Raw genomic sequence first — 22,523 nt, 5'->3', positions numbered from 1 at the left:
CCGGACACCGTGAACCGCGAGCTGTCGGTGGTGCGCAAGGCGATCGGATGGTGGCTGCGGCAGGGCTGGATCACCACCGACCCGACCTTCGGCATCGAGCGCCGTCCCTCCCCGCCGGACAAGACCAAGGCAATCTGCCTCGCCCGGGTCACCGCCGTCCGGCGCCCGGAAGACGTGAGCTTGCGAGACAAGACGCTCTGGCGCCCGCCGCCGGTTTTCCGTTCCTACCGAGACCCCGATCTGCGGCAGCCCGGGGGTCACCTGGGGCCCTGCCGAGCCGCGTCGAGCAGCAGCCGGGCGGGGGTGCATGCGGGCCCGGGAGATCACGGTGTCGAACCACCTGGCCGTCCCGGCGCTTCCGGGTAGCTGCCTGCGGTGTGATCGTGTGCGGGGCGAAGGCGTCGAGGACGTGTTCCAGCTCGTCGACCGGCGCCGTGTCAAACGACTGGCGAAGATCACCACGTAGGACAAGGTCTCAACTGGCTAGGCGAACCCTGGTCGGGTCCGGTCGGGGTCGGCCGGCGACCTGGGCTTGGTCGGGGCGGGAGCCGGTTGCCGAACCCAAATGGTCTTGCCGCGGTCGTGGTAGCGGGTCCCCCACAGGTCGGCGAGCTGCGCGATCATGTAAAGCCCACGGCCACCCTCGTCGGTGTCCGCCGCGTGCCGCACGTGCGGTGAGGTGCTGCTGTGATCGACCACCTCGCAGGTCAGACCGTGGTCGAGGATCATCCGCAGCTGGATGGGCGGCTTGCCGTACCGCAGTGCGTTGGTGACCAGCTCGCTCACGATCAACTCGGTCTCGAATCCAAGCTCTGCCAGGTCCCATGCCTTCAGTTGCTCGGTCACCAGCGTGCGGGCACGGCCGACCTCCGTGGGATCGTCCTCCAGATCCCAGCTGACGTGGTGCTCCGAGCCGAGCTTGTGCGGCTGCACAGCCATCACGGCGGCGTCGGAGAGCCGATCGGGCAACGCAAGCCGGCCGATCAGGCGGGTGCTCAGCACCGACAGGTCGACGTGCGGCCCAGCCGGCAGGGTCAGCGAGCCCAACGCAGCCAGCAGCGCCGCCGGCCGGCCGTCGCTGTCCGCGCCGAGGCCCTTGGTGCTGAGGATCAGCACGTCCCCCTCGCTCCAGGGCATGGTGGTGTTCTGGTACGGCGTGCCCTGGACCCCGAGCGGCGGGCCGATCGGCATGTCGAGGACCCTCAGGCCCTGGTCGGCGCTGCGGATCACGGGCAACGGATGGCCGGCGCTGGCCAGCGACAGCTCGCTCTTGATCGGGTCGAAGGCTGCGAACAGGCAGGTGGTCCCGATCGGGCCGGTTCCGACGGCGAAGTCCGCCGTGACGCGCTTCACATGTGCGTCCAAACGGGCGAGCACTTCGTCGGGACTCAGGTCCATGGCGGCGAGGACCCGGGTCGCCGTCCGGAACCGGGCCATGTAGACCGCGGCATGCAGCTCCTCCCCCACCGCGTCGCCGACCACCAGACCCGTCCGGGCGCTGGAGAGTCGGATGACGTCGTACCAGGCGCCGCCGAGCCCGCTCGGGCCGCGTGGCGGCAGGTACCGGTAGGCCACGTCGACGGTGTCCATGTCGGACAGCGGCCTCGACAGCAGTCGGCGCCGGAGGTCCTGGGACCGGACCCGCTCCCGCCCGAAGCGGCGGGCGTTGTCGATGGCGATGCCGGCACGCTGCACGATCTCCACGGCGGTGGCCACGTCATCATTGTCGAAGGCGCGTGCCTCGCTGCCCGGTTCGGTGAACCGGGCGAAGACGGCGACACCGAACGGCACGCCCCGCACGGACAGCGGCACGGCCAGCCATGAGTGCACGTGGTCACGTGCCGCAGCGGCGGCCCGCGCGTTGCCGCCGTCGACGGCGGCCGAGTACCACCCCTCGCCGGTCAGCAGCAGCGGCTGCCCGCTGGCGAGCGACCGCAGCTCGGGCCCGCCGGGTGCGGATGCGAACGGGTCCGCCTCCCCGACGTCCGCCACCGTCCGGGCCGGCCACCAGTCGGCGGTGGTGGCGGTCGCCGCCCTCAGCAGCGGGCGCTCCGAGGCGATGGCGCCGGCCTCCGGCTCGACGGTTCCGAAGGCGTGCTCGAAGAGGTCGAGATGGGCGTAGTCGCACAACTCCGTGACCACGAAGTCGGCCAGCCCCTGCGCGATGTGCTGAACGTCGGGCCGGCCGCCGATCCGCAGGCCGACCTCGTTCACCAACCGCAGCCGTTCCCTGGCCTGTTCCTCCCGGGAGGTGTCGACCAGGATATGTACCAGGCCGATCGGCTCGCCGGTGCCGCTGCGCAGCGGGATGACCGTCTCGGACCAGACCAGGCGGCGACGGCTCGGCGACGACGAGGTTCCCTCCACCCGGACGCGCACCAGCGGTTCGCCGGTGTCGAGGACGGCGCGCTGCCGCTCCTCGAACGCGTCCAGGTCCAGCAGTCCGGGCGGCGCCACGTCCCGCAGCGTTCGGCCCTTGATCTCGGTGAAGCCGCCCGCCCGCCGACCGGCCCGGTTCAGGGCGAGGAAGCGCCGGTCCGCGTCGAACACGCCAATGGCGACGGGGGAGTCAGTGAACAGCCCCTTCAGGAGGGCACGGTCCAACTGGGCCCGCCGGACGGCGTCGCCACGGTCGGCCTGGATCAGCCGGCTCGCCCCGGCGCTGGCGCCGCTGAGCGGGGTGGCCCAGAGCGCGGCCTCGATCGTCCTGCCGTCGCGGTGACGCAGCCAGGTGATGCCGAGGTAGCCGGACCGGTCGGCATCGAAGCGGGCGGTGTCCGCGCAGTCACCGAGGAGGTCGGTCACCGCCGTGCCCAGGACCTGGTCGGCCGAGTACCCGAGCAGGTGTTCCGCGCCGGGGCTCCAGTGCAGCAGCCGGCCGGCGGGGTCGACCACCGCGTAGGCGTCACCCTGCGGTTGCGGGTCGCGGTGCGAGCTCAGAGGGGCGCCAGGAGTGCCACTGCTCACCGTGGTCCACCTCGCTCAAGGCAGTCGGTTACGTCCTGGTCCGGCCGATCGGCAGACCGCAACACTGGACCTCTCGCCGCTAGCGCCAGCATAGGCCGAGCGGCGACCGGCCTGCCGTACGAGCCGAGCACTCCCTGGTGAGCGGGCCCGGCCCGTCCTGGCCGGCCCTGACCACATCGCCAACACCCCGGACCGCACCGGTATCCCGGACGTGCCGTCATCTCTCATGTCCATGCTCTGATCGAGGGATGGGACGGTGGGGGCTCCTTCGACGGTCGGACGAGACGTAGACCAGTGCGAGCTGTTCCCACGATTCGATCACGGCGACGACCCGACGCGGCGGCACTGGCGACCACCGGCGACCACTGGCAACCACTGGCACTGCGGGACGACCATGGGAGTACACGCCGGGAGTACCCGCGTCGGCCGCTTCGGTCAGCCGGAGGGAGTGAGCCAGATGGCCGTCATCTCCACCATGGTTCCGCTGGGCACGCCCGCACCCGACTTCTCACTGCAGACGACCGACGGCCGAACCGTGGCACGGGACGACTTCGCCGCGGCACCGGCCCTGCTGGTGGCCTTCCTGTGCAACCACTGCCCGTACGTCAGGCATGTCGAGCAGGCCTTCGGCCGCCTGGTCGGCGAGTTCCCGGACCTGGCCGTCGTCGGGATCTGCACCAACAGCCCGGCCATCGCGCCCACCGACGACGCCGACGGGCTGCGCAGCCAGCTGGCGCGTACGGGCTGGACCTTCCCGTACCTCCTCGACGTCGACCAGTCCGTCGGCCGGGCGTACCGTGCAGCCTGCACACCGGACTTCTTCCTGTACGACGCCCGCCGGGAGCTGGCCTACCGCGGCGCCATGGACAAGTCCACACCCGGCAACCAGGAACCGGTCACCGGCGAACTCCTGCGCCACGCCATCCGCCTGGTCCTCGCCGGCAAGCCCGTCCCGGAACCCCACCGGGCAAGCATGGGCTGCTCCATCAAGTGGCTGTGACGGGTATCAACTGGCTCACTGCTCCACGGCCGTCTGAGCAGGGCGGAAACTCATGAAGACGTCGGCGTCGGAACCGTACTTCTCGGCGTGGGCGGAGATGAGGGCTCCGCGCAAGGGGGCTTCGCTGTCCTCCAGGAGGGCGAGGTGGAAGACGGGCGCGGCACCGCCGTCGAGGAGCGCGCGAACGGGACGGCCGCCCCGTCGGGCGAGCTCGACGAGGAGGCGGTGGTCGCTGACGTAGATGCCGCCGTCGGTCTGGACGTATTCCAGCCACATGGGTTCGCCGACGGCGCCGGAGTCGTCCAGGAGCTGGACCTGCTTCTTGAGCAGGTCGTTGATGGACCGTCCGCTGCTCCACAGCTCCGCGAAGCGCTCGGAGACGAAGGAGCCGAGCGGAGTGGTGACACGGACCTCCAGCTGCTGGGCGTCACCGGAGCGGCGGTCGACCGGGAAGAAGCTCACCATCATCCGCTGGCCGCAGCGGTAGAGCTGGATGGACGGCGCGGCATCGTAGACGCGGACCTGGAGTTGGGCGCGGCGCTCGGGTGCGAGCCGGGTCTCGATCCGGCGCAGGTCGCGGACGGTGCGGAGGATTTCGAGCCGGACATCGGCGCTGAGCTCGTGGGAGCGCTGCTGGGCGGCGAGGGAATCCGGGTCGAGCAACATGATCTGCAGGATCGCGCCCCGGCCGATCGCGGAGGCGGCGGCGTCGGCGAACCGCTGGGCAGTGTCGCCCGAGATCATGGTCGAGGTGGTGTCGAGGATGCAGACGATGTCGCTGGTCTGGGCGACCTTGTCGCAGAAGGAGCCGAAGTCCAGCCGGAGGTGCTCGCGGACCCGATCCTCCTCCAGCCTGGTCACCACCGGCTGGATGACCAGCAGGGTGGTGATGGTGGTGAGGAGTTCGGGGGCCATGTTGAGGGCCAGGCTCTCGCCGAAGTCCGGCAAGCCGCGCGCGAACCAGAGGCACAGGCCCGCCGTCAGGCCGAGCGCCGCGCAGATCAGCAGCACGCCTCGCTGCACTCGCCAGTTCCCGAACACACGAGCGTATTACCCGTCGTACGGGTCGTCATGCGCCTGACGACCCGTCGGCGCCCGCCGGGAAGCCGCGGAGGCCGACGAGGTGTCAGGCATCCCGCTGCACATCCCCCGTCGATCCCGCCGTTCCGAACGTGCGACGGGCCCCCTGGACACACCCGTTCGCTGTGGCTGGTGTGCGGGCGGACAGCCCGGGTGGTCAACTCGGCCTGTTGGAGTTCGATCGATGTCAAGGGAGTGCAGCATGGCGATCGTGGCGGTCTTCGAGGTGCCGGGGATGACCCAGGCTCAGTACGACAAGAGCGCGGAGATGGTCGCGGGCCGTCCGGGACCGGTGACGAGCCCGGCGGACTGGCCGGTGGCGGGGCTCATCTCGCACACCGCCGCGCCCACGGCGGACGGCTGGCTCGTCGTGGACGTCTGGGAGTCGGAGGAGGCGTTCCGGGAGTTCGGCAAGGCCATCGTTCCGATTCTGACCGAACTGGGGGTTCAGAACCCGCAGCCGAAGGTCTACCCGGTCCACGCCCTCGTGACCCGATAGCCCGCCGAATCCGCGCCCGGCTCGTGGCCGCGACCACCCCGGCGGGCCCGCCGGCCGCCGACCCTTCCCTCGGCTTCCGGCGGGCACCGATGTTCCGGACGCGCCCGGTCGCCTCGTACGCCTCGTACGCCTCGTACGCCTCGTTCGCCTCGTTCGCTTGGAGATCCTCCGGCCGAGCCGGAGGCGACTCGCGGCGTGGTCTCCGTCGAGAGCGTCAGTGCCGCAGCCTTCTCCGTTGATAGCGTCACCTCGTGGCAGACCAACAGCACGACAGACGCGATGGCTTGACTTGGCGTCAGGCGCTTGCCGGACTCGGTGGGGGCGCCGCCGTGTGGCTGCTGCGCGGCACCGTCGGGCCGGACAGTGCGCGGGCGGTCGGCACCGCGCCCGCCGGCCTCCCGGCCGGGCTGGTGCCCTATCAGAGGGTGTACGAGAACTGGGCCGGTGAGGTCCGAACCGACCCGCTCTGGGTCTGCGCCCCGACCGATCCGCACCAGGTCGCCGACCTCGCCGACTGGGCCCGTGCCGCAGGCTGGCGGTTGCGTCCGCAGGGGTACCGGCACGGCTGGGCGCCGCTCACCGTCGCCCCCGGTACCCCTGCCACGGCCCAGGTGCTGCTGGTCGACACCACCCGGAGCCTCACCGCCATCACCCTGACGGGGAGTTCAGCGGCCGGGGCTCCGACCGTTCGGGTGCAGACCGGCGCCTCGATGGAGGACCTGCTCGCCCGGCTGGCCGATCACGGCCTCGGCGTCACCGCCTGCCCCGCACCCGGCGACCTCACCGTCGGCGGCGTCCTCGCCATCGGCGGCCACGGCACCGCCGTGCCGGCCACCGGCGAGACCGCGCCCGTCGGTCACGGCTACGGCTCGCTCAGCAATCACGTCGTCTCGCTCACCGCCGTGGTCTGGGACGACGCCCAAGTCCGGTACGTGCTGAAGGAGTTCGACCGGAGCCAGGCCGACAGTGCCGCCTTCCTGGTCCAGCTGGGCCGAGCCTTCCTCACCGAGGTGGTGCTGCGGGTCGGCGCCGACCCGAACCTGCGCTGCGTCAGCCGCGTCGACGTCCCGGCCGCCGAACTCTTCGCCGCACCGGGGACGTCCGGCAGCCGCACCTTCGCCGACTTCGTCGCCAGGGACGGCCGCGCCGAGGCGATCTGGTACGCCTTCACCACGCACCCCTGGCTCAAGACCTGGCAGGTCGCCCCCACCCGCCCGTTCGCCGCCCGCACCGTCACGGAGCCGTACAACTACCCCTTCTCCGACAACATCCCCGAGCCGGTGGCCGAACTCGCCGGCCAACTGGTCGAAGGAGCCTGGTGGCTGGCCCCGACCTTCGGCCAACTCCAGTTCCTGATCACCAAGATCGGCCTCACCGGCGACCTGACCGACGTCCTGCTCTCCACCGGCCTGCTGCGCAGCCTGCTCACCGGCGAGCTGCTCACCCACCTGCTCGCGGACGGCCTGCACTCCGACCTCTGGGGCCCCTCGCGGGCCCTGCTCCAGTACGTCCGGCCGACCACCCTGCGGGTCACCGCCAGCGGGTACGCGGTGCTTGCCCGACGGGCCGATCTCCAGTGGGTGGTCAGCGAGTTCACCACCGGCTACCAAGGTCTGCTGACGGAGTACCAGCAGCGCGGCGAGTACCCGGTGAACGGGGCCGTCGAGATCAGGGTCACCGGCCTGGACGACCCGGCCGTCTCCGGCGTGCCCGGCGCCCGACCGCCACTGCTGTCCGCCCTGCGGCCCCGCCCGGACAAGCCCGAGTGGGACACCGCCGTCTGGGTGGACATCCTCAGCCTGCCCGGCACCCCCGGCCTCCACCGGTTCTGCCGGGATCTCGAACAGTTCCTGCTGCGAACCTTCGACGGCACCCGGGCCGGCCTGCGGGTCGAGTGGTCCAAGGGCTGGGCCTACACGCAGGACGCCGCCTGGGCCGACCCGGACGTGCTCGGCCGCGTCATCCCAGACAGCCTCCGCGCAGGCGGCGGCCCGGGCTGGGACGAGGCGATCGCCGTCCTGGACCGCCACGACCCGCACCGGGTGTTCGGCAACGCCTTCCTGGACGGACTGCTCCGCTCCTAGCGATCGTCACCTCGCCCGGTGGGCGGCGATCAGGTCCCGGTACCAGGCGTACGAGGCCTTCGGGGTGCGCACCTGTGTCTCGAAGTCGACCCGGACCAGGCCGAAGCGCTGGTCGTAGCCCTCGGCCCACTCGAAGTTGTCGAGCAGGGACCAGGTGTAGTAGCCGCGCAGGTCGATGCCGTCGGCGGCGGCGCGGGCGAGGGCGTCGAGGTGGGCGGCGAGGTAGTCGATGCGGAAGGTGTCGTCGAGGGTGTCCTCGGTGGAGCAGCCGTTCTCGGTGACGGTGATCGGGGGGAGGGCGTCGCCGTACCGCTCGCGGAGGGTGAGCAGCAGCTCGTGCAGGCCGGACGGGACGACCGGCCAGCCGAAGTGGGTGCGGGGGACGCCGTCGATGGGCGCCTCGGCGAAGGGGAGGCCCGGGTCGGTGGGGGCGGCGATCCGGGTGGGGTTGTAGTAGTTGACGCCGAGTCCGGCGAGCGGGGTCCCGGCGATCAGCGCGAGGTCGCCGTCACGCACGGCGCCGCCGAGGTCGGGGCCGAGGCCGTACGCGGACAGGTCGGGGTACCGGCCGAGCAGCAGCGGGTCGGTGAACAGCCGGTTGTGCAGGGCGTCGTAGGCGTCGGCGGCGGCCCGGTCCTCCGCCGTCTCGCTCGCGACCTGAACGGGCGTCAGGTTGTTGGCGATCAGCACGTCGAGGCCGCGGGAGTGGAGTTCGGCGGCGGCCAGCCCGTGTCCGAGGAGCTGGTGGTGGGCGGCGGGCAGCGCGTCCAGCATCAGCGCCCGCCCGGGGGCGTGGATGCCCAGCGCGTAGCCGAAGACCATGTGCACGAAGGGCTCGTTCAGCGTGATCCACGCCGGGACGCGGTCGCCGAGCCGGTCCGCGACCAGCGTCGCGTACTCGCCGAACCGGTACGCGGTCTCGCGGTTGAGCCAGCCGCCCTCGTCCTCGAGGGACTGCGGCAGGTCCCAGTGGAACAGCGTGGGCAGCGGGGTGATCCCGGCGTCCAGCAGCCCGTCCACCAGCCGCTCGTAGAAGTCCAGGCCGGCCGCGTTGACCGCGCCCTTGCCGGTGGGCTGGATCCTCGGCCAGGCGATCGAGAACCGGTACCCGTCCAGCCCCAGGTCGCGCATCAGCTCCACGTCCTCGGCCCACCGGTGGTAGTGGTCGCACGCCTCGCGCCCGCTCTGCCCGTTCTTCACCGCGCCGGGGCGCTCGCAGAACACGTCCCACACCGACCGTCCGCGCCCGTCCTCGTCGACCGCGCCCTCGATCTGGTACGCCGCGGTGGACGCGCCCCACCGGAAGCCTGCGGGCAGAGCGTGACGGTCCGTCATATGCGAGTCCTCCGAAGCCGGGCAACGGGAAGCAGAATGCGAGTGGTGCTCATGTTAGGGAGCCCCGCCGCACGGAATCCAGCGATGTGACGGCCGTCACATCGACCGGTTCAAGATTCTTTGCCGTTTGCGGCCCGGCCCGGGGCCGAGAAGGGAGGCTATGTCCGCACCCGCAAGGAGACCCCGCACCGTGTCCCACTCCCCCGACCAGCACCACGGCCGGCATCCCGAGCAGCACCACGAGCACGCGCCCTACTCGCCCTACGGCCTGCGCTGGGACAAGGACTTCGCCCTGTCGTTCGGCCCGGACGGCAGCGTGGCGGTCGACCGCGACGCCGGCGGCAAGTACGGCTGGGCGGTGGCCTGCCGGGCGGTGACCCGCAAGCTCCTCGTCGAGCCGGCCGACAGCGCCGACAGCGCGGACGGCGCGGCCCGCCCGGTGGAGCCCCTGGACACCGCCGTCTTCCGCGCCCTGCAGGCCCGCGACGCGATCGTCGGCCACGCCTGCGGGCCGAACGTCGTGGCGGAGTTCACCCGCCGCACGCTCGTGCTGGCCCGCGGCCCGCAGTGGGACGACGCGGTGAGCACCGCGCTGATCGGCGGCTGGGCCGATCCGCTGAACCACGGTGGCCGGATCGACGCCTCGGTGGTCGGGCGGATCAAGTCCGAGGCCGAGGCCCTGCACCGCGCCGCGGTCCCGGTCTGGCGGCGCCGGGTCCGCGGCTCGCGCGTGCTCCTGCTGGAGACGCCGATCGGCGACGGGCTGACCCTGCTCGACCTGGTCGCCGGCGAGCTGCGCATGGACGACCTGGTCTTCGAGGCCGCCTTCGACGACCCCCGGGTGGCCGCCGTGGTGGCCCAACTCACCCGCGCCGAACGCGCGGTGGCCATGGCCTGGGCGCATCCCTCGACCGGCAGCTGGGCCGAGGCCGCACGTTTCGCCGGCCGACCCGACCCGGAGGCCTTCGGCGAGCGCGTACGCCGTAAGCTCAAGCGCCTCGGCGACCGGTACACCGCCCGCACCCGCGCGGCCGCCACCACCGCGGACGGCACCACCGCGGACGGCACCACCGCGGACGGCCACCGGTGATCGACGCCCTCCGCACCGCGCTCCCCGCCTACCTCGCCGGCGTCGCCACCGCCGGCACCGTCGCCCTCCACGCCGCGCTCCTGCGCGCCCTCCGTTCCCGGCGCCGACGGCGGCGTCAGCGCGCGGCGTCCGACACCCTCACGAGCAGTCGAAGCGGTGCGCGAACGGGCGGTCCGGGCAGCGCGGGCAGGTGAACAGGTAGACGCCGCCCATGTCGCCGAGCATCAGGCCGGGCGCGCCCTGGACCAGGGTGCGCCGCTCGTAGGGCAGGTCCCAGACGGTGCCGGTGGCCGGGGTGTCCTCGATGGGCAGCCAGGCGCGCCAGCTCCCGCCGTCGAACTCGGCGCTGCCGATCGACAGCAGGTGCTCCATCCGGCGCTCGCACCCCGGGCAGTCCGGCCAGTCCGGCTCCTGGGTCCAGGTCGGGTAGCCGCCGGCCTTGATGCCGTCGGGGACCGAGAGGTGCCGCTGGTACGACCACCCGGTCTCCTCCTCGAGCCGGTCGAACCGCTCCCTGAGCCGCCCGTGCAGCTCGGCCGGCAGGTCCCAACTCGGGTACTCGGCCACGGGCTCCGGGTGCAGCACGCAGCGGTCCGGGAGGTAGTCCTCGGGCGCACCGTCGGGTCGGGGCGGGTCGGCCGGTGCGAGGTCGGGGCGGGATCCGTCCCACCAGTACACCGCGGGCCGCGGCGCGTAGTCCTCCTCGTGGTCGAACGGGCACCACAGCACCTGCACCACGTCCGTGCCCGCCGGGAACGGGAGTTCGGGCGCGTCGGCGGCGAACAGCTGCACCACCGGCACCAGCGGGATCGCCCCCGCCCCCTCCGGCGGCGCGTACCCCGCCCCCGGGTGCTCCTCCTCGCAGCGCGGCCACGCCTCACCGCGCGGCCACACCACCGGTCCCCCGACCGAGCTCTCCCGCTCCCCCGGCTCGCCCCGCCGCGGGTGCAGCCGCACCGCGTTCACCCGGTACGCGGCCAGTTCGGGAAACAGTTCCTCGACGTCGACCGGCCGAGGCGGTGTCGTGCGGACCATCGAAACGTACTCCTCGCTGACCGGCCGGACCTGACTGCTCGGCAGCGTAGTCCCACCCTCCGTCAGCCCGGCCCGCCGCCACCCGGAGCCGGCAGGTGCCGCCGGTGCCAGAACGGCCGGTCGGGCCAGCGTTGTTCGCGCGTGTAGTGGGTGCGGTGGTTGCGGAGGTAGTGGGCGCCGACGGCGGTGAGGGTGTCGGTGTAGGCGGGGAGCGCGTGCGGGTCGCCCGCGAGGTGCGCGTGGACGGCCCGGCCGGCGTGCAGGCCGGTGAAGAGGGCGGTGAGGATGCCCTGGGAGGAGAGCGGGTCGAACGCGGCGGCGGCGTCGCCCGCGGCGGTCCAGCCGTCGCCGTACGCGGTGTCGAGCCGGGCGGTGTGGGCGGGGGCTCGGCGCGGCCTGGCGTCCGGGGGCCACGGGTGGGCGGCGGCAAGGGAGTTGACGTGGCGGGTGGCGGCCAGCCGGGCCTCGAACCCGGGCCGCTCACGGCTCGCGCCGGGCAGGTCGGCGTCGGTGTACCAGGCGAGCAGGCGCCGTCCGGAGGGCAACGGCGCGGTGTACCACCAGCCGTCCGGGGCCGCCTCGACGGTGGTCGTGGTGTCGGCGGGCCGCGACGCGGGCGGGTCCAGCGTCAGGTGCACGGCGACCAGGCCGTCCCGGACCAGCCGCCGCGCCCCGCACGCGGTGGCGACGGCGGCGCGCCGGCCGGTCGCATCGACGATCCACCGGCAGCGCACGGCGCGCCGGTGCCCGTCGCCGCGCAGCTCGACCGTCCAGGTGCCGTCGGCCGCCCGGGCGGCGGGGCGAGCCACCGTCCGAGGGGCCAACCGGGCGCCCTGGGCGCGGGCCTGCGCGCGGAGCCGGCGGTCGAAGAGCGGCCGGTCGAGGTGCCAGCCGTGGCCGTGCGGGTCCAGGATGGCGTCGACCGCCCCGAGTTCGGGCGTCCCCCACGCGGAACGGTTGGCCGGGCACGGCAGGTGACCGTCCGTCAGGACCGCCGACGCACCGAGGTCGCCCAGCAGCACCCGGGCGACGGCGGGCAGCGCCTCGCCGACCGGGACGGGGCCGCGACCGGCGTCGGCGAGCAGCACCGTCCGCCCGGCCCGCACCAGCGCGAGCGCGGCCGCCGCCCCGGCGGGACCGCCGCCCGCCACCACCACGTCGTAGCACGGGAGTTCACCGCCGCCGACACCAACGCCCGCACCGACACCCGCGCCCGCGCCCGCACTCACTGACCGCCGCCCTCCGCCCGGCTGGCCCCGCCCCCGTTCGTGGACTCCTCGCCGAACGGGTCGAGCTTGTCGATGTAGCCGACGGCGATCTCGTGGGTGCCGTACCCGGTGCGCTCGGCGGTCTCCCCGAGCAGTCCGGCGTACGCGGCGGTGTCCAGGGCCGCGGCCTCGGGGACGTGCAGGGTGACCAGGTTGCGGTCGGGCGAGACGCCATCCAGCGGGAAGCCGGGGACGGACTCGACCTGCAGGACGTCGGGGAACCTGCCGTCGCCGACGGTGTACGGGCGGCGCTCGACGATGCCGAAGTGGTACCACTCGGCCACGGCCTGGGCCAGCTGGTCGCGGTACTCGCCGTGCAGTCCGCGCAGCCAGGAGGCCCGGCGGGCGAAGGCGTCCTCGCGTTCCTCGTCCGAACCTCCTTGGCCGTCCTCCTGGTTGACGATCCGGAAGTCGGCGTCGGTGAGCACGTGGTTGGGGACGCGGGCGGGCCAGAAGGTCGGCACGTGCGGGTCGTAGCGGCGGGTCGGCAGCGCCTGGGACTCGTAGCCGGAGCGGCAGCTGGCGGTGTCGGTCTGCCAGGGGATGGCCATCCAGCGGGTCAGGCCGCCGGGGGGGCTGGGCGTGCAGCGGGCCGTCGTCGCCGAGCGCGCGGGCGGTGGTGAGCTCGGGGCCGTAGTCGGGTTCGGGCTGGTCGTCGGGGCGGTGCCGGACGCGCAGCGGCTCCTCGTACAGGGTGGCGTGCCGGATCGGCCAGGTGACCTCGCAGCCGGGGTGGAAGGCGTCGGCGAGGCAGAAGTCGAGGGCGGCGCGGTCCAGCAGTCCCGGCTGGTCGGCGAGCGGCGCGTCCTCCAGGCGGTGCGGGAAGCCGGGCCAGGGGTCGGTGCTGAACTCGCCGTTGGACCAGGCCTCCAGCTGTCCGACCTGGGTGTCGGAGAGCGTCAGGTACTGCAGCGGGGACTTCGGCCGGCTGGCCATCGCGTCGCCGTAGAACCACGGCCACGGCTGGGGTGACAGGCCGTCACGGGCGTGGTCGCGCATGGCGGTGTAGACCTGCCGGCGCAGCTCGCGGTTGCGCTCGGCGGTGCTGGACAGGCGGTCCAGGTGCGCGGGGGCGAGGAAGTCCTCGGGGCCGCCGCGGCCGTAGTGGGTGGCGAACCCCTTGTTGACCCACTGGAGTTCGTGGAAGCGCCGGAGGAGTGGCTCGATGTCGCGGGCGAAGTTCACGGCCGGGTCGGCGGGGAGCCCGCCCGACCCGCGGAACAGGTCGTCGAGCAGGTCCCACAGGGTGCGCAGGGTCTTCACCTCGGGCGCGAAGTTGGGCGGGGCGACCACCACCCAGGCGCCGGTGACCGGGAGCTGCGCGCCGTTCAGCGTGACGGTCGCGGTGACCGGTCCGTCGGAGGTGTCGTCGTACCAGCCGTCGTTGTTGCCGAAGGACTGCAGTTGTTCGCCGCCGGGCGCGCCGGAGGTGCCGGCGCCGCCGAGGACGACGAGGCGGCCCTGGTCGTCGGTGTGCATGCGGCCCAGCGGCACGGGGACGCCGAGGAAGGTGCCGCCGGTGAACTCGACCTGGTCGGCGGTGCCGGCCCGCAGGGTCTTGCGGCCGGGGTCGATGACCAGGTGCTCGCGCTCGGTCTGCTTGGCGTTGCGGCGGGCGGACTTCATCCCGGCCATGTCGGGGATGTCGAAGGCGAGGTCGAAGTTGTACCAGGCGGCCTTCCGGTTGGCGACGTGCACGCCCCACTCGATGGCCACGCCCGGGTCGGCGGTGGTGAGTTCGCGCACCACGCGGCCCGCGGCGTCGTAGCCGTAGATCCGGAAGCGCGCCGCCTGCCGTTTGATCGCGCCGGTGTCGTCCTTGTGCGAGCCGGGCGCGGCCGGTTCGGGCGAGGGTGTCTCGGGGCCGTGGAACCAGCCGTCCGCCCGGGTGCTGTTGCCCACCCGGGCGACCCCGATCGCGGGGTGGATCTTCGCGAAGGCGATCTCGTCGGTCATCGGCGGTGAGTCCTCTCGTCGGTGGCGCGCACCCACCCTGACAGATCGAGTACGACCCATCGGCCCAGATCGCCGTCCCGGCCCCGGACTTCGCTCGATCGAGCGACACCAGGCCCGCCTGCGCAGGACGATTGCCCGTCAGCTCCATGCCCTGTGCGACGGGTTGACGGCGGAGCGGCGGTCCGCCAAGCTCCCAACCGTTCTCGCGGCGGCCGGCCGCGACCGGCCCCGCGGAGAACGACGATGCGCTTTTCGGGAATCGCCTGGACGGGGTCCGGCTACGAGGTCGCCGTGCTCGACGACGCGGGCCGTCCGGCCGCACCGGCGGCCCGCTTCGCGGCCGGCCGGCTCCGCGCGCTGACCGACCATCTCCTGGCTCTCCAGGGCGAGTTCGCGCGCGCGGGCGAGGAGCTGGCGACCGTCATCGACTCGACCAACGGGCTGCTCGACGGCGGTCTGCTGAACGCCGGCCTGCCGGTGTTCCGGGCCGACCCGTGGGTGCTCCCGGCCCGGCCGGCCTTCGGCTCCGTCCCGGCGGCGGAGCTGGCGGGCGCCGCGGTGCGCGACCCCGGCGCGGTCGTCCGGCTCGGCATCGCCACCGGCACGCTGGCCGGGCGGGCCGAGCAGGCGGTTGCGGACATCGACGCGGCCGCCGCCGACCTCGACCGGATGCGCCGCTCGGGCCGGTGCCTGTGGGAGGCCCGCTGCGAACGCCCGGTGGTGGCGCTGACCTTCGACGACGGCCCGAACCCCCCGCACACCGGGCGGATCCTGGACGTGCTCGACCGCTACGGGGTGCCCGCGACGTTCTTCTGCGTCGGCCTGCAGGCGCTGGCGCACCGCGCCGAGCTGGAGCGGATGGCCGCCGCCGGGCACCAGATCGCCAACCACACCTGGTCGCACCCGTACCTGCCGGACCTCTCCCGGGGCGAGCTGTTCGCCCAGCTGGAGCGCACCGACGAGGCGATCGCGCTGGCCGTCGGCGGGGACGGCCCGCGGATGTTCCGCCCGCCGTACGGCTCCCGCTCCCCCGAGGTACTGCACTGGCTGACCGAGCACGGGGCCACCGTGGTGCTCTGGGACGTCGAACCCGCCGACTGGTCGATGCCCGGCGCCGAGGCGATCAGCCGGGCCGTGTTGGACCAGGCCCGGCCCGGTTCGCTGATCCTGATGCACGACGGCGGCGGCGACCGCTCGCAGACCGCCGCCGCGCTGCCCGCCGTGATCGAGGGCCTGCTCGACCGGGGCTACGAGTTCGCCCGAGTCGACCGCCTGCCGCTCACCTGACGGCCCGGACCCGTCGGGCGACGGACCCTCAACTCCCCGCCACCGGGCCGGAGGACGCCCGGATCACCAGCTCGGGGTCGAAGAGCAGCTCCCCGGTGGGCGTGTCCCGGCCGCCCACCAGCGCCAGCACGCTGCGGCCGACCTCCAGCGCGAGGCGGTCGGTGGGCTGGCGCACGGTGGTCAGCGGCGGATCGGTGAACTCGGTGATCATGGTGCCGTCGTAGCCGACCACCGACACGTCGTCGGGGACCGAGCGGCCGAGCCGGCGCACGCCTCGGATGACGCCGAGCGCCATGTAGTCGCTGGCGGCGACGATCGCGGTCGCGCCCAGGCCGAGCAACGCGCCGGCGGCGGCCTGTCCGCCCTCGACGGTGTAGGACTGACGGATCACCAGGCGCTGGGCGTCCTCGATGCCGCGGCGGGCCATCGCGTCGATGAAGCCCTGCACCCGCCGGTCGGCCGGGTGGTTGCCCGAGGGTCCGGAGGCCATGCCGATGGCCCGGTGGCCGAGCCGGTGCAGGTGGTCCACGGCGAGCTCGGCGGCCAGCCGGTCGTCGGTGGAGAAGACGGGCACCGGCACGCCGTCCGCGAACTCGCCGTTGACGCCGAGGTAGGGGATGCGGCGCGAGCGCAGCATCTCGTAGATCTCGGTGTCCGCGCCCTCGACCGTGTTGGAGGCGGACAGGAACACCACCGCGGCGATGCCCTTGTCGATGATCGCGCCGATGTACTCGCGTTCCTGCACGCCGCCGGGGAAGGCCGGGCACAGCACCGTCTTGAGGCCGTGCGGGGCGAGCGCGGCCTCGATGCGCTCGGCGGCGTCGGCGAAGAACGGGTTGGAGACGTGCTCGGTGACCACGGCCACCAGTTGGCCCTGGACGGCGCGCTCGTACCCGAGTTCGCTCATCGCCCGCTCGACCGCGTCCCGGGTGGTCTTGGCGACGCCCTGACGCCGGTTGATCACCCGGCTGACCGTCGCCTCGCTCACGCCCGCGTGAGCGGCGATCTCGACGATGCCGACCTTCAACGTCCTCCCCTTCGCCTGACGGTCCGTCATGTTGTCCGTGTGCTCCACCGGGCCGCCTCACACCTTGCTTCGGATCCGGGCCAGACCCGTCCGCGGCACCTGGACGCTGCACAGGCCCGGGGCGAGGGTGGTCTGGACCCGCTCGATGATACGGCCGTCGGGGCCGTGCACCGTGATCTCGACCACGTGCGGCCCGTCCCGCACGTCCAGCACGACGCGGCTCGCGGCGCTTCCGTTGACCAGCACGGTTTCGGTGAACGCGGCGGGGGCGACGGGCACCGCCCGCTCGGTGTGCACGTCCAGCACGCAGGTGCCGTCGGCGACGGACTCCACCAGCGTGCACAGCTCGTCCGGGCGGCCGGGTTCCACCGTGCCGTCGAGCAGTTGCGGGCGCAGCCGCCGCCACTCGGCGAGCCAGAAGCGCAGCGCGTCGAGGTGCGCGTCGGGCAGGGTGTCGAGGCGGACCGAGACCTGCGGGACGGCGTGCAGGGCGCCGATCAGCTGGCGCGCGGCGCTCTCGACGGGGGCGCCGGCCGCCCACATCACGGGGTCGCTGTGCACGGCGCCGCCGACCGCGAGCAGCGCGGTGTCGAGGGTGCGCACCCGGTTGGCGGTGGAGTCGGCGGGGCAGTCGAAGGAGCGCAGCAGGTTGCCGAAGGCCGCCATGGCGGGGCCGACGTAGGGCTGGCGGAGCTCCAGCAGCAGGTCGGGGCGGACGGCTTCGAGCGCGGTGCGCAGCTCGGCGAGCAGCTGGAGCAGGGCGCGGCCGACGTCGGCGCCGCCGTCGTGGGCGTAGACCATCGCCTCCTCGAGGAAGTCGATCTTGAGGCCGTCGAGGCCGTAGTCGCGGACCAGGCGCACGCAGGTGTCGACGACGTGGGCGCGCACCTCGGGGTGGCGCGGGTCGAGGACGTGGGCGCCGGGGACGCCGGCGGCCCGGGGGGCGTGGCGCGCCCACCTGTCGTGGCAGTCGGCCTCGGGGCCGAGCAGCAGCGGGGCGACCCAGGCGAGGTAGCGCAGTCCGTTCGCCCGGACCTCGGCGACGTGGGCGGCGAGGTCGGGGAACTTGGTCGTGTCGGGGGTCCAGTCGCCGACGCCCGCGTAGCCGCGGCCGGCGGCGTGGCGCTGCCAGCCGTCGTCGAGGATGAGCGCGCCGAAGCCGAGGCCGGCGGCGAGCCGGGCCTGCGCGGCGACCTGGTCGGCGCTGACCGCCTGGTTGTAGGCGTACCAGGTGCAGTAGAGCGGGACGCGGGCGGCCTCCGGGACGGGCATGGTCGCGGTGTGCCGGGCGTACCAGGACCGCAGCGGGCGCAGCGCCGCGGCCACGGTCGGCGCGCGGGGCACCAGCAGCAGGCGGTGCGGCCGGTCGGCGGGCGGCAGGTGGAGGTGGACGACGTGGGTGTCGTTCTCCTCGGAGACGCCGTAGCGCAGGGCGACTTCGGGCACCGGGTCGGCGGTGGCGAAGGTGAGCAGGGTGGCGCCGGTGTGGTCGTAGAGGCTGCCGGCGGCCAGTCCCTTGACCAGGCTGACGGTGGCGCGGCCCGCCCAGTCGGCGACCAGGGTGCGGCGCCAGTCCGCGCCGGGGTGCCAGTAGCCGGCGGCGTCGCCGAGCGGGACGGACAGGCGCACCTCGACCGCGGCCCGGGGCGCGTCGATCCGCAGCACTCTGACGCCCGCTTCGGCGTCGTCCAGGCTCCATCCGGTGTCCGCGCCGTCGGCGAGGACGGCGATCTCGACGGTGTCGAGCAGCGGCGCGTACCTGGCCGGGGCGAGTTCGGCGGTGGTGACGGCCTCGGGGGCCAGGGGGGTCACGGTGGTTACTCCTTGACGGCGCCGGCCAGCAGGCCGGAGACGAAGTGGCGCTGGAGGGTGAGGAAGACGATCGCCATCGGGATCGCGGCGACGGCGGTGCCGGTGAGGATCGCGCCGTAGTCGGTGTCGGTGACGCCCTTGAGCGAGGCGAGGGCGACGGGGACGGTGAGCGAGGCGCTGTCGCGCAGCACGATCAGCGGCCAGACGAAGTCGTTCCACTGGAAGAGGAACAGGAAGATGCCGAGGGCGGCGAGGGCGGGGCGCATCGGCGGCAGCACGACCCGGACGAACAGCCGCAGTTCGCCGCAGCCGTCGATGCGGCCGGAGTCGAGCAGTTCGTCGGGGACGGCGCCCATCGACTGGCGCATCAGGAAGATCCCGAACGGCAGCGCCAGGTTGGGCAGGATCACCGCCTGATAGGTGTTCAGCCACTGCAGGTCCGCCATCAGCTTGAACAGCGGCACCAGCGTGACCTGGCCGGGCACGACCAGGCCCAGCATCAGCAGCCCGAACAGCGCGTCCCGGCCCTTGAAGCGGTACTTGGCGAAGGCGTAGCCGGCCAGCGTGCACACCGTGCCCGCGCACAGCGTGTAGATCGCCGCGATCGCCAGGGAGTTGAGCACCACCCGGCCGAACTGCGCGGTGTCCTGCAGGCTGCGCAGGTTGGCCGCGAGGTGGCCGCCGGGGGTGAGCGGCGGCGGGCTGTCGAAGATCTCGCCGCTGCTGTGGGTGGCGGCGACCACCAGCCAGTAGAACGGGAGCAGCACGGCCGCCAGGGCGATCGCCAGGCCCCAGCTGAGCGCGAGGCCGCGGCCCCGGGTGGTGCGCGTCATGACGGGTCTCCCAGCACCTTGAACTGGACCAGTCCGAGGATGCCGATCAGCACGGCCAGGGCGTAGGCGATGGCCGAGGCGTAGCCGAAGTCGAAGTAGCTGAAGGCGTTCTGGTACAGGTACACGCCGATGGTGAGGGTGGCGTTGTCCGGTCCGCCGTGGGTGAGGATGAACGGCTCGTCGAAGATCTGCAGGGTGCCGATGGTGGACAGCACGGTGGTGAGCAGCAGCGCGGGGCGCAGCCCGGGCAGGGTGACGTGCCGGAAGGAGCCCAGCGCGCCGGCCCCGTCGACGGCCGCGGCGTCGTACAGCTCGCGCGGGACGGTCTGCAGCCTGGCGAGCAGGATCACCGCGTTGTAGCCGGTGTAGTGCCAGGTCAGCGCGAGGGCGAGGGAGAGTTTCGCCCAGAGCGGGTCGGTCAGCCAGGGCACGGCGTCGACGCCGGCGAAGTGCAGCAGCCAGTTGACGAGCCCGTACTTCTCGTTCAGCAGCACGGAGAAGACCACGCCGTAGGCGACCAGGCCGGTGACCATGGGCAGGAAGAACCCCAGCCGGAACAGCGTCCGGCCGCGTAGCAGACGGGAGTTGAGGGCGACGGCGAGCCCGGTGGCGAGCGCCAGCATGACCGGGACCTGGATCACCAGGATGACGGCGGTGTTCTTCAGCGCCGTCCAGAACAGCGGGTCGTCCAGCAGCCGCGCGTAGTTGTCGGCGCCGACGAAGGTGTCGGCGCCGTCGACGGTCCGGTAGAGGCTCAGGACGAAGGACCAGGCGATCGGGTAGAGCTTGAACGCGGCGAACAGGGCGAGCGCGGGCAGCACGAAGGCGTACGGGGCGAGGCGGCGGCCGGTGCTCATCGGACGACCTTGCGGCCCGTCTGCTGGGCGAGCTGGTCGGCGGCCTGCCTGAGCACCTCGGCCGGGTCGGCGCCCTTGAGCAGCACCTTGGTCTGGGCGTCGGTGACGACCTTGAGCGCGCGGGCGTAGTCGGCGCTGTAGTTGTAGGCCGGGGACGGTGCCTGCAGGGCCGCCAGGAACACCTCGCCCTTCTGCCGGCCGGAGAAGAACGCGGACGGGGTGTGGAAGACCGGGTCGTCGTAGGCCTTCATCAGGGCCGGGGCGATGCCCTTGTCCTGGTAGATCCGCACCTGCGAGGCGGGGCGGGTGAGGGCGAACTCGACGAACTTCCAGGCGGCGGCCTGCTGCTTGCTGCTGCCGGCGACGGCCAGGTGGGTGGAGTTGACGGTGGCGGCGGTGCTGCCGCCGCGGCGCACGGCCGGGGGCAGCCGCACGCCCCACTTGCCCTTCTCCTCCGGCACGTTCTCCTCGATGATCCCGCCGAACCAGGTCGGCCAGGGCAGGACGGCGGCGGTGCCGGCCTTGATCGAGGCGATCAGCGCGTTCCATCCGCCGGAGAGGTCGCTGACCAGCCCGGCGTCGTTGAGCTGCTTGATGATCGTCATCGCCTTGACGGCCTCGGGCGAGTCGAGGGTGATCGCGCCGTCGAGGTTGAAGTAGAAGACCCCCTGGAGCTGGAGCAGCATCTGGAAGAAGTTGGCGGCGTCCGCCTGGGAGGCCGGCTTGTCGATGCCGAGCAGGTACTTCCCGGTCTTCGCCTTGATGACCTTGCCGGCCTCGATCGTGTCGTCCCAGGTGTCGAGGGACTTCACGTCCACCCCGGCCTGTTCGAACACGTCGGCGCGGTAGTAGAAGCCCGCCGAGTTGGCCTCCCACGGCAGGGCGTTGACCCGGCCGCCCCGGCCGGAGACGGTGGCCCACAGGCCCTGCGCGAAGGCGTCCCGGTACTGGTTCGCGCCGAGCTTGCCGAGGTCGGCCAGGCCGTTGGGGAACTTCTCGACGTAGCCGGGCAGGTAGTCGACGCCGATGTGCAGCACGTCCGCGAGGCCGGTGCCGCCGGCCGCCAGGCCGGTGGTGATCTTGTCCCAGATGGCCGGGTTGCCGATGTCCTCGACCGTCACCTTGATGTCCGGGTACTGGGCGTTGAACGCCGGTGTCAGCGCCTTCAGTTCCGCCGCCGGGCCGGCCCAGCTCCACACCGTGATCTCGCCCCGGTCGGGGGACCCGGCGCCGCCGGATCCGGTCCCGCCCGAGCCGCTGCAGGCCGTCAGGCCGGTCAGTCCGGCGCCCGCGGCGAGGGCGCCGCCCGCTCTCAGGATGCCCCGACGAGAGATGTCCATGTCCTACCCCCTTGCTCAGGTCGCCCGGCGGCGACTGGCGACTTCATCGACCTGCACGACTCCGCCAAGCCCAACGGCGTCGCCGAGGGCACCGGCCTCGGCATCTTCTCCGGCGCGGCCAGCTACGACGAGACCGGCGACGACCACTTCGCCGAGGCCGGCGACTCCATCGCCTCGCAGTACCAGGCCTTCCTCGCCATGGCCGACCTCGCCGCCGGCCGGGGCGACAGCGCGCTCTCCGCCCAGTACGCGCGGCAGGCCGCCGACCTGAAGACGTACTTCAACACCACCTGGAGCGGGACCGGCACGGGCGCCGACATGGTCCGCGGCTACAGCACCAGCGGCGCCGCGATCACCGGCTGGGGCCGGGAGAACAGCTGGTTCATGCCGATGAAGCACCTGGTCGACGCCGGGCCCCGCAACGACGCCTACCTCGACTACATCGACCAGCAGTCCGCCGGCAGCGACCGGCCCACCAACATCGAGGCCTACACCTACCTGCCCGACACCTTCTTCGCCTACAACCGCAACGACACCGCCTGGAAGTGGATGCAGTACGTCTACGACCGGCGCGACGACCAGCACGTGGTCACCCGGCAGGGCCCCAACGGCGACTACCCCGAGGTCTCCTTCACCCTGGTCGGCCAGACCGTCGAGGGCCTGCTCGGCGTCGACCCGAACGCCCCCGCCCGCACCCTGACCACCGCCTCCCACCTGCCCACCGGCACGGACTGGCTGCAGATCGACGACCTGGCGATCGGTCACAACACCTTCCGCCTGCGCCACGACGGTGCGACGAAGTCCACCCTCACCAACACCGCCGGCACCGACGCCTACACCTGGGAAGCCCGGATCCCCGGCAGCCACCCCACGCTCACCGTCAACGGCGTCCCGCAGCCCGCCGCCACCAGGACCGTCGACGGCACCGTCTACAGCTACGCCACCGTCACCGTCACGCCCGGTGCGACCGCCACCGTCCAGGCCCCGTAGCACACCTGACGGACCGTCAGCGGCGGCCGGGGAGCGCTGCGCTCCGGCCGCCCCGCCCGCCGG

18 protein-coding genes and 1 pseudogene are annotated in these 22,523 nt (G+C 73.0%); 7 read left to right on the top strand and 12 right to left on the bottom strand.

Going from position 1 to position 22,523, the window contains the following annotated elements; translation table 11 throughout:
- Positions 1 to 9 precede the first annotated feature (9 nt).
- A complete protein-coding gene (locus ACWD4U_RS11305) occupies positions 10 to 366 on the top strand; it encodes a hypothetical protein (RefSeq protein ID WP_363457173.1) in 357 nt (118 codons plus the stop codon).
- Between the two features lie 117 nt (positions 367 to 483).
- Here the strand turns inward: ACWD4U_RS11305 and ACWD4U_RS11300 are convergent, their stop codons facing one another.
- Complete coding sequence (locus ACWD4U_RS11300) at positions 484 to 2,967, bottom strand: SpoIIE family protein phosphatase (RefSeq protein ID WP_363457170.1); 2,484 nt, start codon at positions 2,965 to 2,967, stop codon at positions 484 to 486.
- Between the two features lie 457 nt (positions 2,968 to 3,424).
- Between ACWD4U_RS11300 and ACWD4U_RS11295 the strand changes: the two genes are divergently transcribed.
- Positions 3,425 to 3,967 carry a thioredoxin family protein gene (locus tag ACWD4U_RS11295; RefSeq protein WP_363457167.1) on the top strand — a complete coding sequence of 181 codons (543 nt, stop codon included), beginning with the start codon at positions 3,425 to 3,427 and terminating at the stop codon, positions 3,965 to 3,967.
- A gap of 15 nt (positions 3,968 to 3,982) precedes the next feature.
- Here the strand turns inward: ACWD4U_RS11295 and ACWD4U_RS11290 are convergent, their stop codons facing one another.
- Positions 3,983 to 4,990, bottom strand: coding sequence for a hypothetical protein (locus tag ACWD4U_RS11290; RefSeq protein WP_363457164.1), 1,008 nt, complete (start codon positions 4,988 to 4,990; stop codon positions 3,983 to 3,985).
- A gap of 259 nt (positions 4,991 to 5,249) precedes the next feature.
- Between ACWD4U_RS11290 and ACWD4U_RS11285 the strand changes: the two genes are divergently transcribed.
- Both ACWD4U_RS11285 and ACWD4U_RS11280 read left to right on the top strand, forming a co-directional pair.
- Positions 5,250 to 5,546: a hypothetical protein gene (locus ACWD4U_RS11285; protein ID WP_363457161.1), complete on the top strand. Its 297-nt coding sequence runs from the start codon at positions 5,250 to 5,252 to the stop codon at positions 5,544 to 5,546.
- Positions 5,547 to 5,830: 284 nt separating this feature from the next.
- Positions 5,831 to 7,630, top strand: coding sequence for a cholesterol oxidase substrate-binding domain-containing protein (locus ACWD4U_RS11280; RefSeq protein ID WP_363457158.1), 1,800 nt, complete (start codon positions 5,831 to 5,833; stop codon positions 7,628 to 7,630).
- A 6-nt stretch (positions 7,631 to 7,636) separates the two neighbouring features.
- On the opposite strand, the gene ACWD4U_RS11275 is transcribed toward ACWD4U_RS11280, so the two are convergent.
- Positions 7,637 to 8,965: a GH1 family beta-glucosidase gene (locus ACWD4U_RS11275; RefSeq protein ID WP_363457156.1), complete on the bottom strand. Its 1,329-nt coding sequence runs from the start codon at positions 8,963 to 8,965 to the stop codon at positions 7,637 to 7,639.
- 190 nt (positions 8,966 to 9,155) lie between these two features.
- Here ACWD4U_RS11275 and ACWD4U_RS11270 point away from each other — a divergent pair, with 190 nt between their 5' ends.
- On the top strand, positions 9,156 to 10,055 hold the full coding sequence (locus ACWD4U_RS11270) for a hypothetical protein (RefSeq protein ID WP_363457153.1): 900 nt from the start codon (positions 9,156 to 9,158) through the stop codon (positions 10,053 to 10,055).
- Positions 10,056 to 10,193: 138 nt separating this feature from the next.
- Here the strand turns inward: ACWD4U_RS11270 and ACWD4U_RS11265 are convergent, their stop codons facing one another.
- From ACWD4U_RS11265 to ACWD4U_RS11250, 4 genes and pseudogenes are all read right to left on the bottom strand, one after another.
- Entirely contained in the window at positions 10,194 to 11,090 is an 897-nt protein-coding gene (locus tag ACWD4U_RS11265) for a DUF1963 domain-containing protein (RefSeq protein ID WP_363457150.1), read from the bottom strand.
- 62 nt (positions 11,091 to 11,152) lie between these two features.
- Positions 11,153 to 12,319: a tryptophan 7-halogenase gene (locus tag ACWD4U_RS11260; RefSeq protein WP_363457227.1), complete on the bottom strand. Its 1,167-nt coding sequence runs from the start codon at positions 12,317 to 12,319 to the stop codon at positions 11,153 to 11,155.
- Complete coding sequence (locus tag ACWD4U_RS11255; protein WP_449787170.1) at positions 12,316 to 12,909, bottom strand: hypothetical protein; 594 nt, start codon at positions 12,907 to 12,909, stop codon at positions 12,316 to 12,318. The genes ACWD4U_RS11260 and ACWD4U_RS11255 overlap by 4 nt, the downstream gene beginning before the upstream one ends.
- A gap of 130 nt (positions 12,910 to 13,039) precedes the next feature.
- Positions 13,040 to 14,314 (bottom strand): annotated as a pseudogene (locus ACWD4U_RS11250) (LodA/GoxA family CTQ-dependent oxidase); the annotation flags it as partial.
- A gap of 243 nt (positions 14,315 to 14,557) precedes the next feature.
- Here ACWD4U_RS11250 and ACWD4U_RS11245 point away from each other — a divergent pair.
- Positions 14,558 to 15,601, top strand: coding sequence for a polysaccharide deacetylase family protein (locus ACWD4U_RS11245; protein WP_363457147.1), 1,044 nt, complete (start codon positions 14,558 to 14,560; stop codon positions 15,599 to 15,601).
- A 28-nt stretch (positions 15,602 to 15,629) separates the two neighbouring features.
- Here ACWD4U_RS11245 and ACWD4U_RS11240 read toward each other — a convergent pair whose 3' ends face one another.
- Genes ACWD4U_RS11240 through ACWD4U_RS11220 form a run of 5 tightly spaced genes read right to left on the bottom strand, consistent with a single transcriptional unit; the run spans position 15,630 to position 21,470 of the window.
- Positions 15,630 to 16,658: a LacI family DNA-binding transcriptional regulator gene (locus ACWD4U_RS11240; RefSeq protein ID WP_363457144.1), complete on the bottom strand. Its 1,029-nt coding sequence runs from the start codon at positions 16,656 to 16,658 to the stop codon at positions 15,630 to 15,632.
- 27 nt (positions 16,659 to 16,685) lie between these two features.
- Entirely contained in the window at positions 16,686 to 18,440 is a 1,755-nt protein-coding gene (locus ACWD4U_RS11235) for a glycoside hydrolase family 36 protein (protein WP_363457141.1), read from the bottom strand.
- 5 nt (positions 18,441 to 18,445) lie between these two features.
- Positions 18,446 to 19,273: a carbohydrate ABC transporter permease gene (locus tag ACWD4U_RS11230; RefSeq protein ID WP_363457138.1), complete on the bottom strand. Its 828-nt coding sequence runs from the start codon at positions 19,271 to 19,273 to the stop codon at positions 18,446 to 18,448.
- Complete coding sequence (locus ACWD4U_RS11225; protein WP_363457135.1) at positions 19,270 to 20,130, bottom strand: carbohydrate ABC transporter permease; 861 nt, start codon at positions 20,128 to 20,130, stop codon at positions 19,270 to 19,272. The genes ACWD4U_RS11230 and ACWD4U_RS11225 overlap by 4 nt, the downstream gene beginning before the upstream one ends.
- Positions 20,127 to 21,470: an ABC transporter substrate-binding protein gene (locus tag ACWD4U_RS11220; protein WP_363457132.1), complete on the bottom strand. Its 1,344-nt coding sequence runs from the start codon at positions 21,468 to 21,470 to the stop codon at positions 20,127 to 20,129. Before ACWD4U_RS11220 ends, ACWD4U_RS11225 begins: the two co-directional genes overlap by 4 nt.
- Positions 21,471 to 21,668: 198 nt before the next feature.
- Between ACWD4U_RS11220 and ACWD4U_RS11215 the strand changes: the two genes are divergently transcribed.
- Positions 21,669 to 22,460: a hypothetical protein gene (locus ACWD4U_RS11215; RefSeq protein ID WP_363457129.1), complete on the top strand. Its 792-nt coding sequence runs from the start codon at positions 21,669 to 21,671 to the stop codon at positions 22,458 to 22,460.
- The last annotated feature ends 63 nt before the right edge of the window (positions 22,461 to 22,523 follow it).

Source organism: Kitasatospora sp. NPDC002522, from assembly GCF_053595195.1.
Note: the sequence above shows the minus strand (reverse complement) of the source record. Positions and strands in the feature narration are given on the sequence as shown.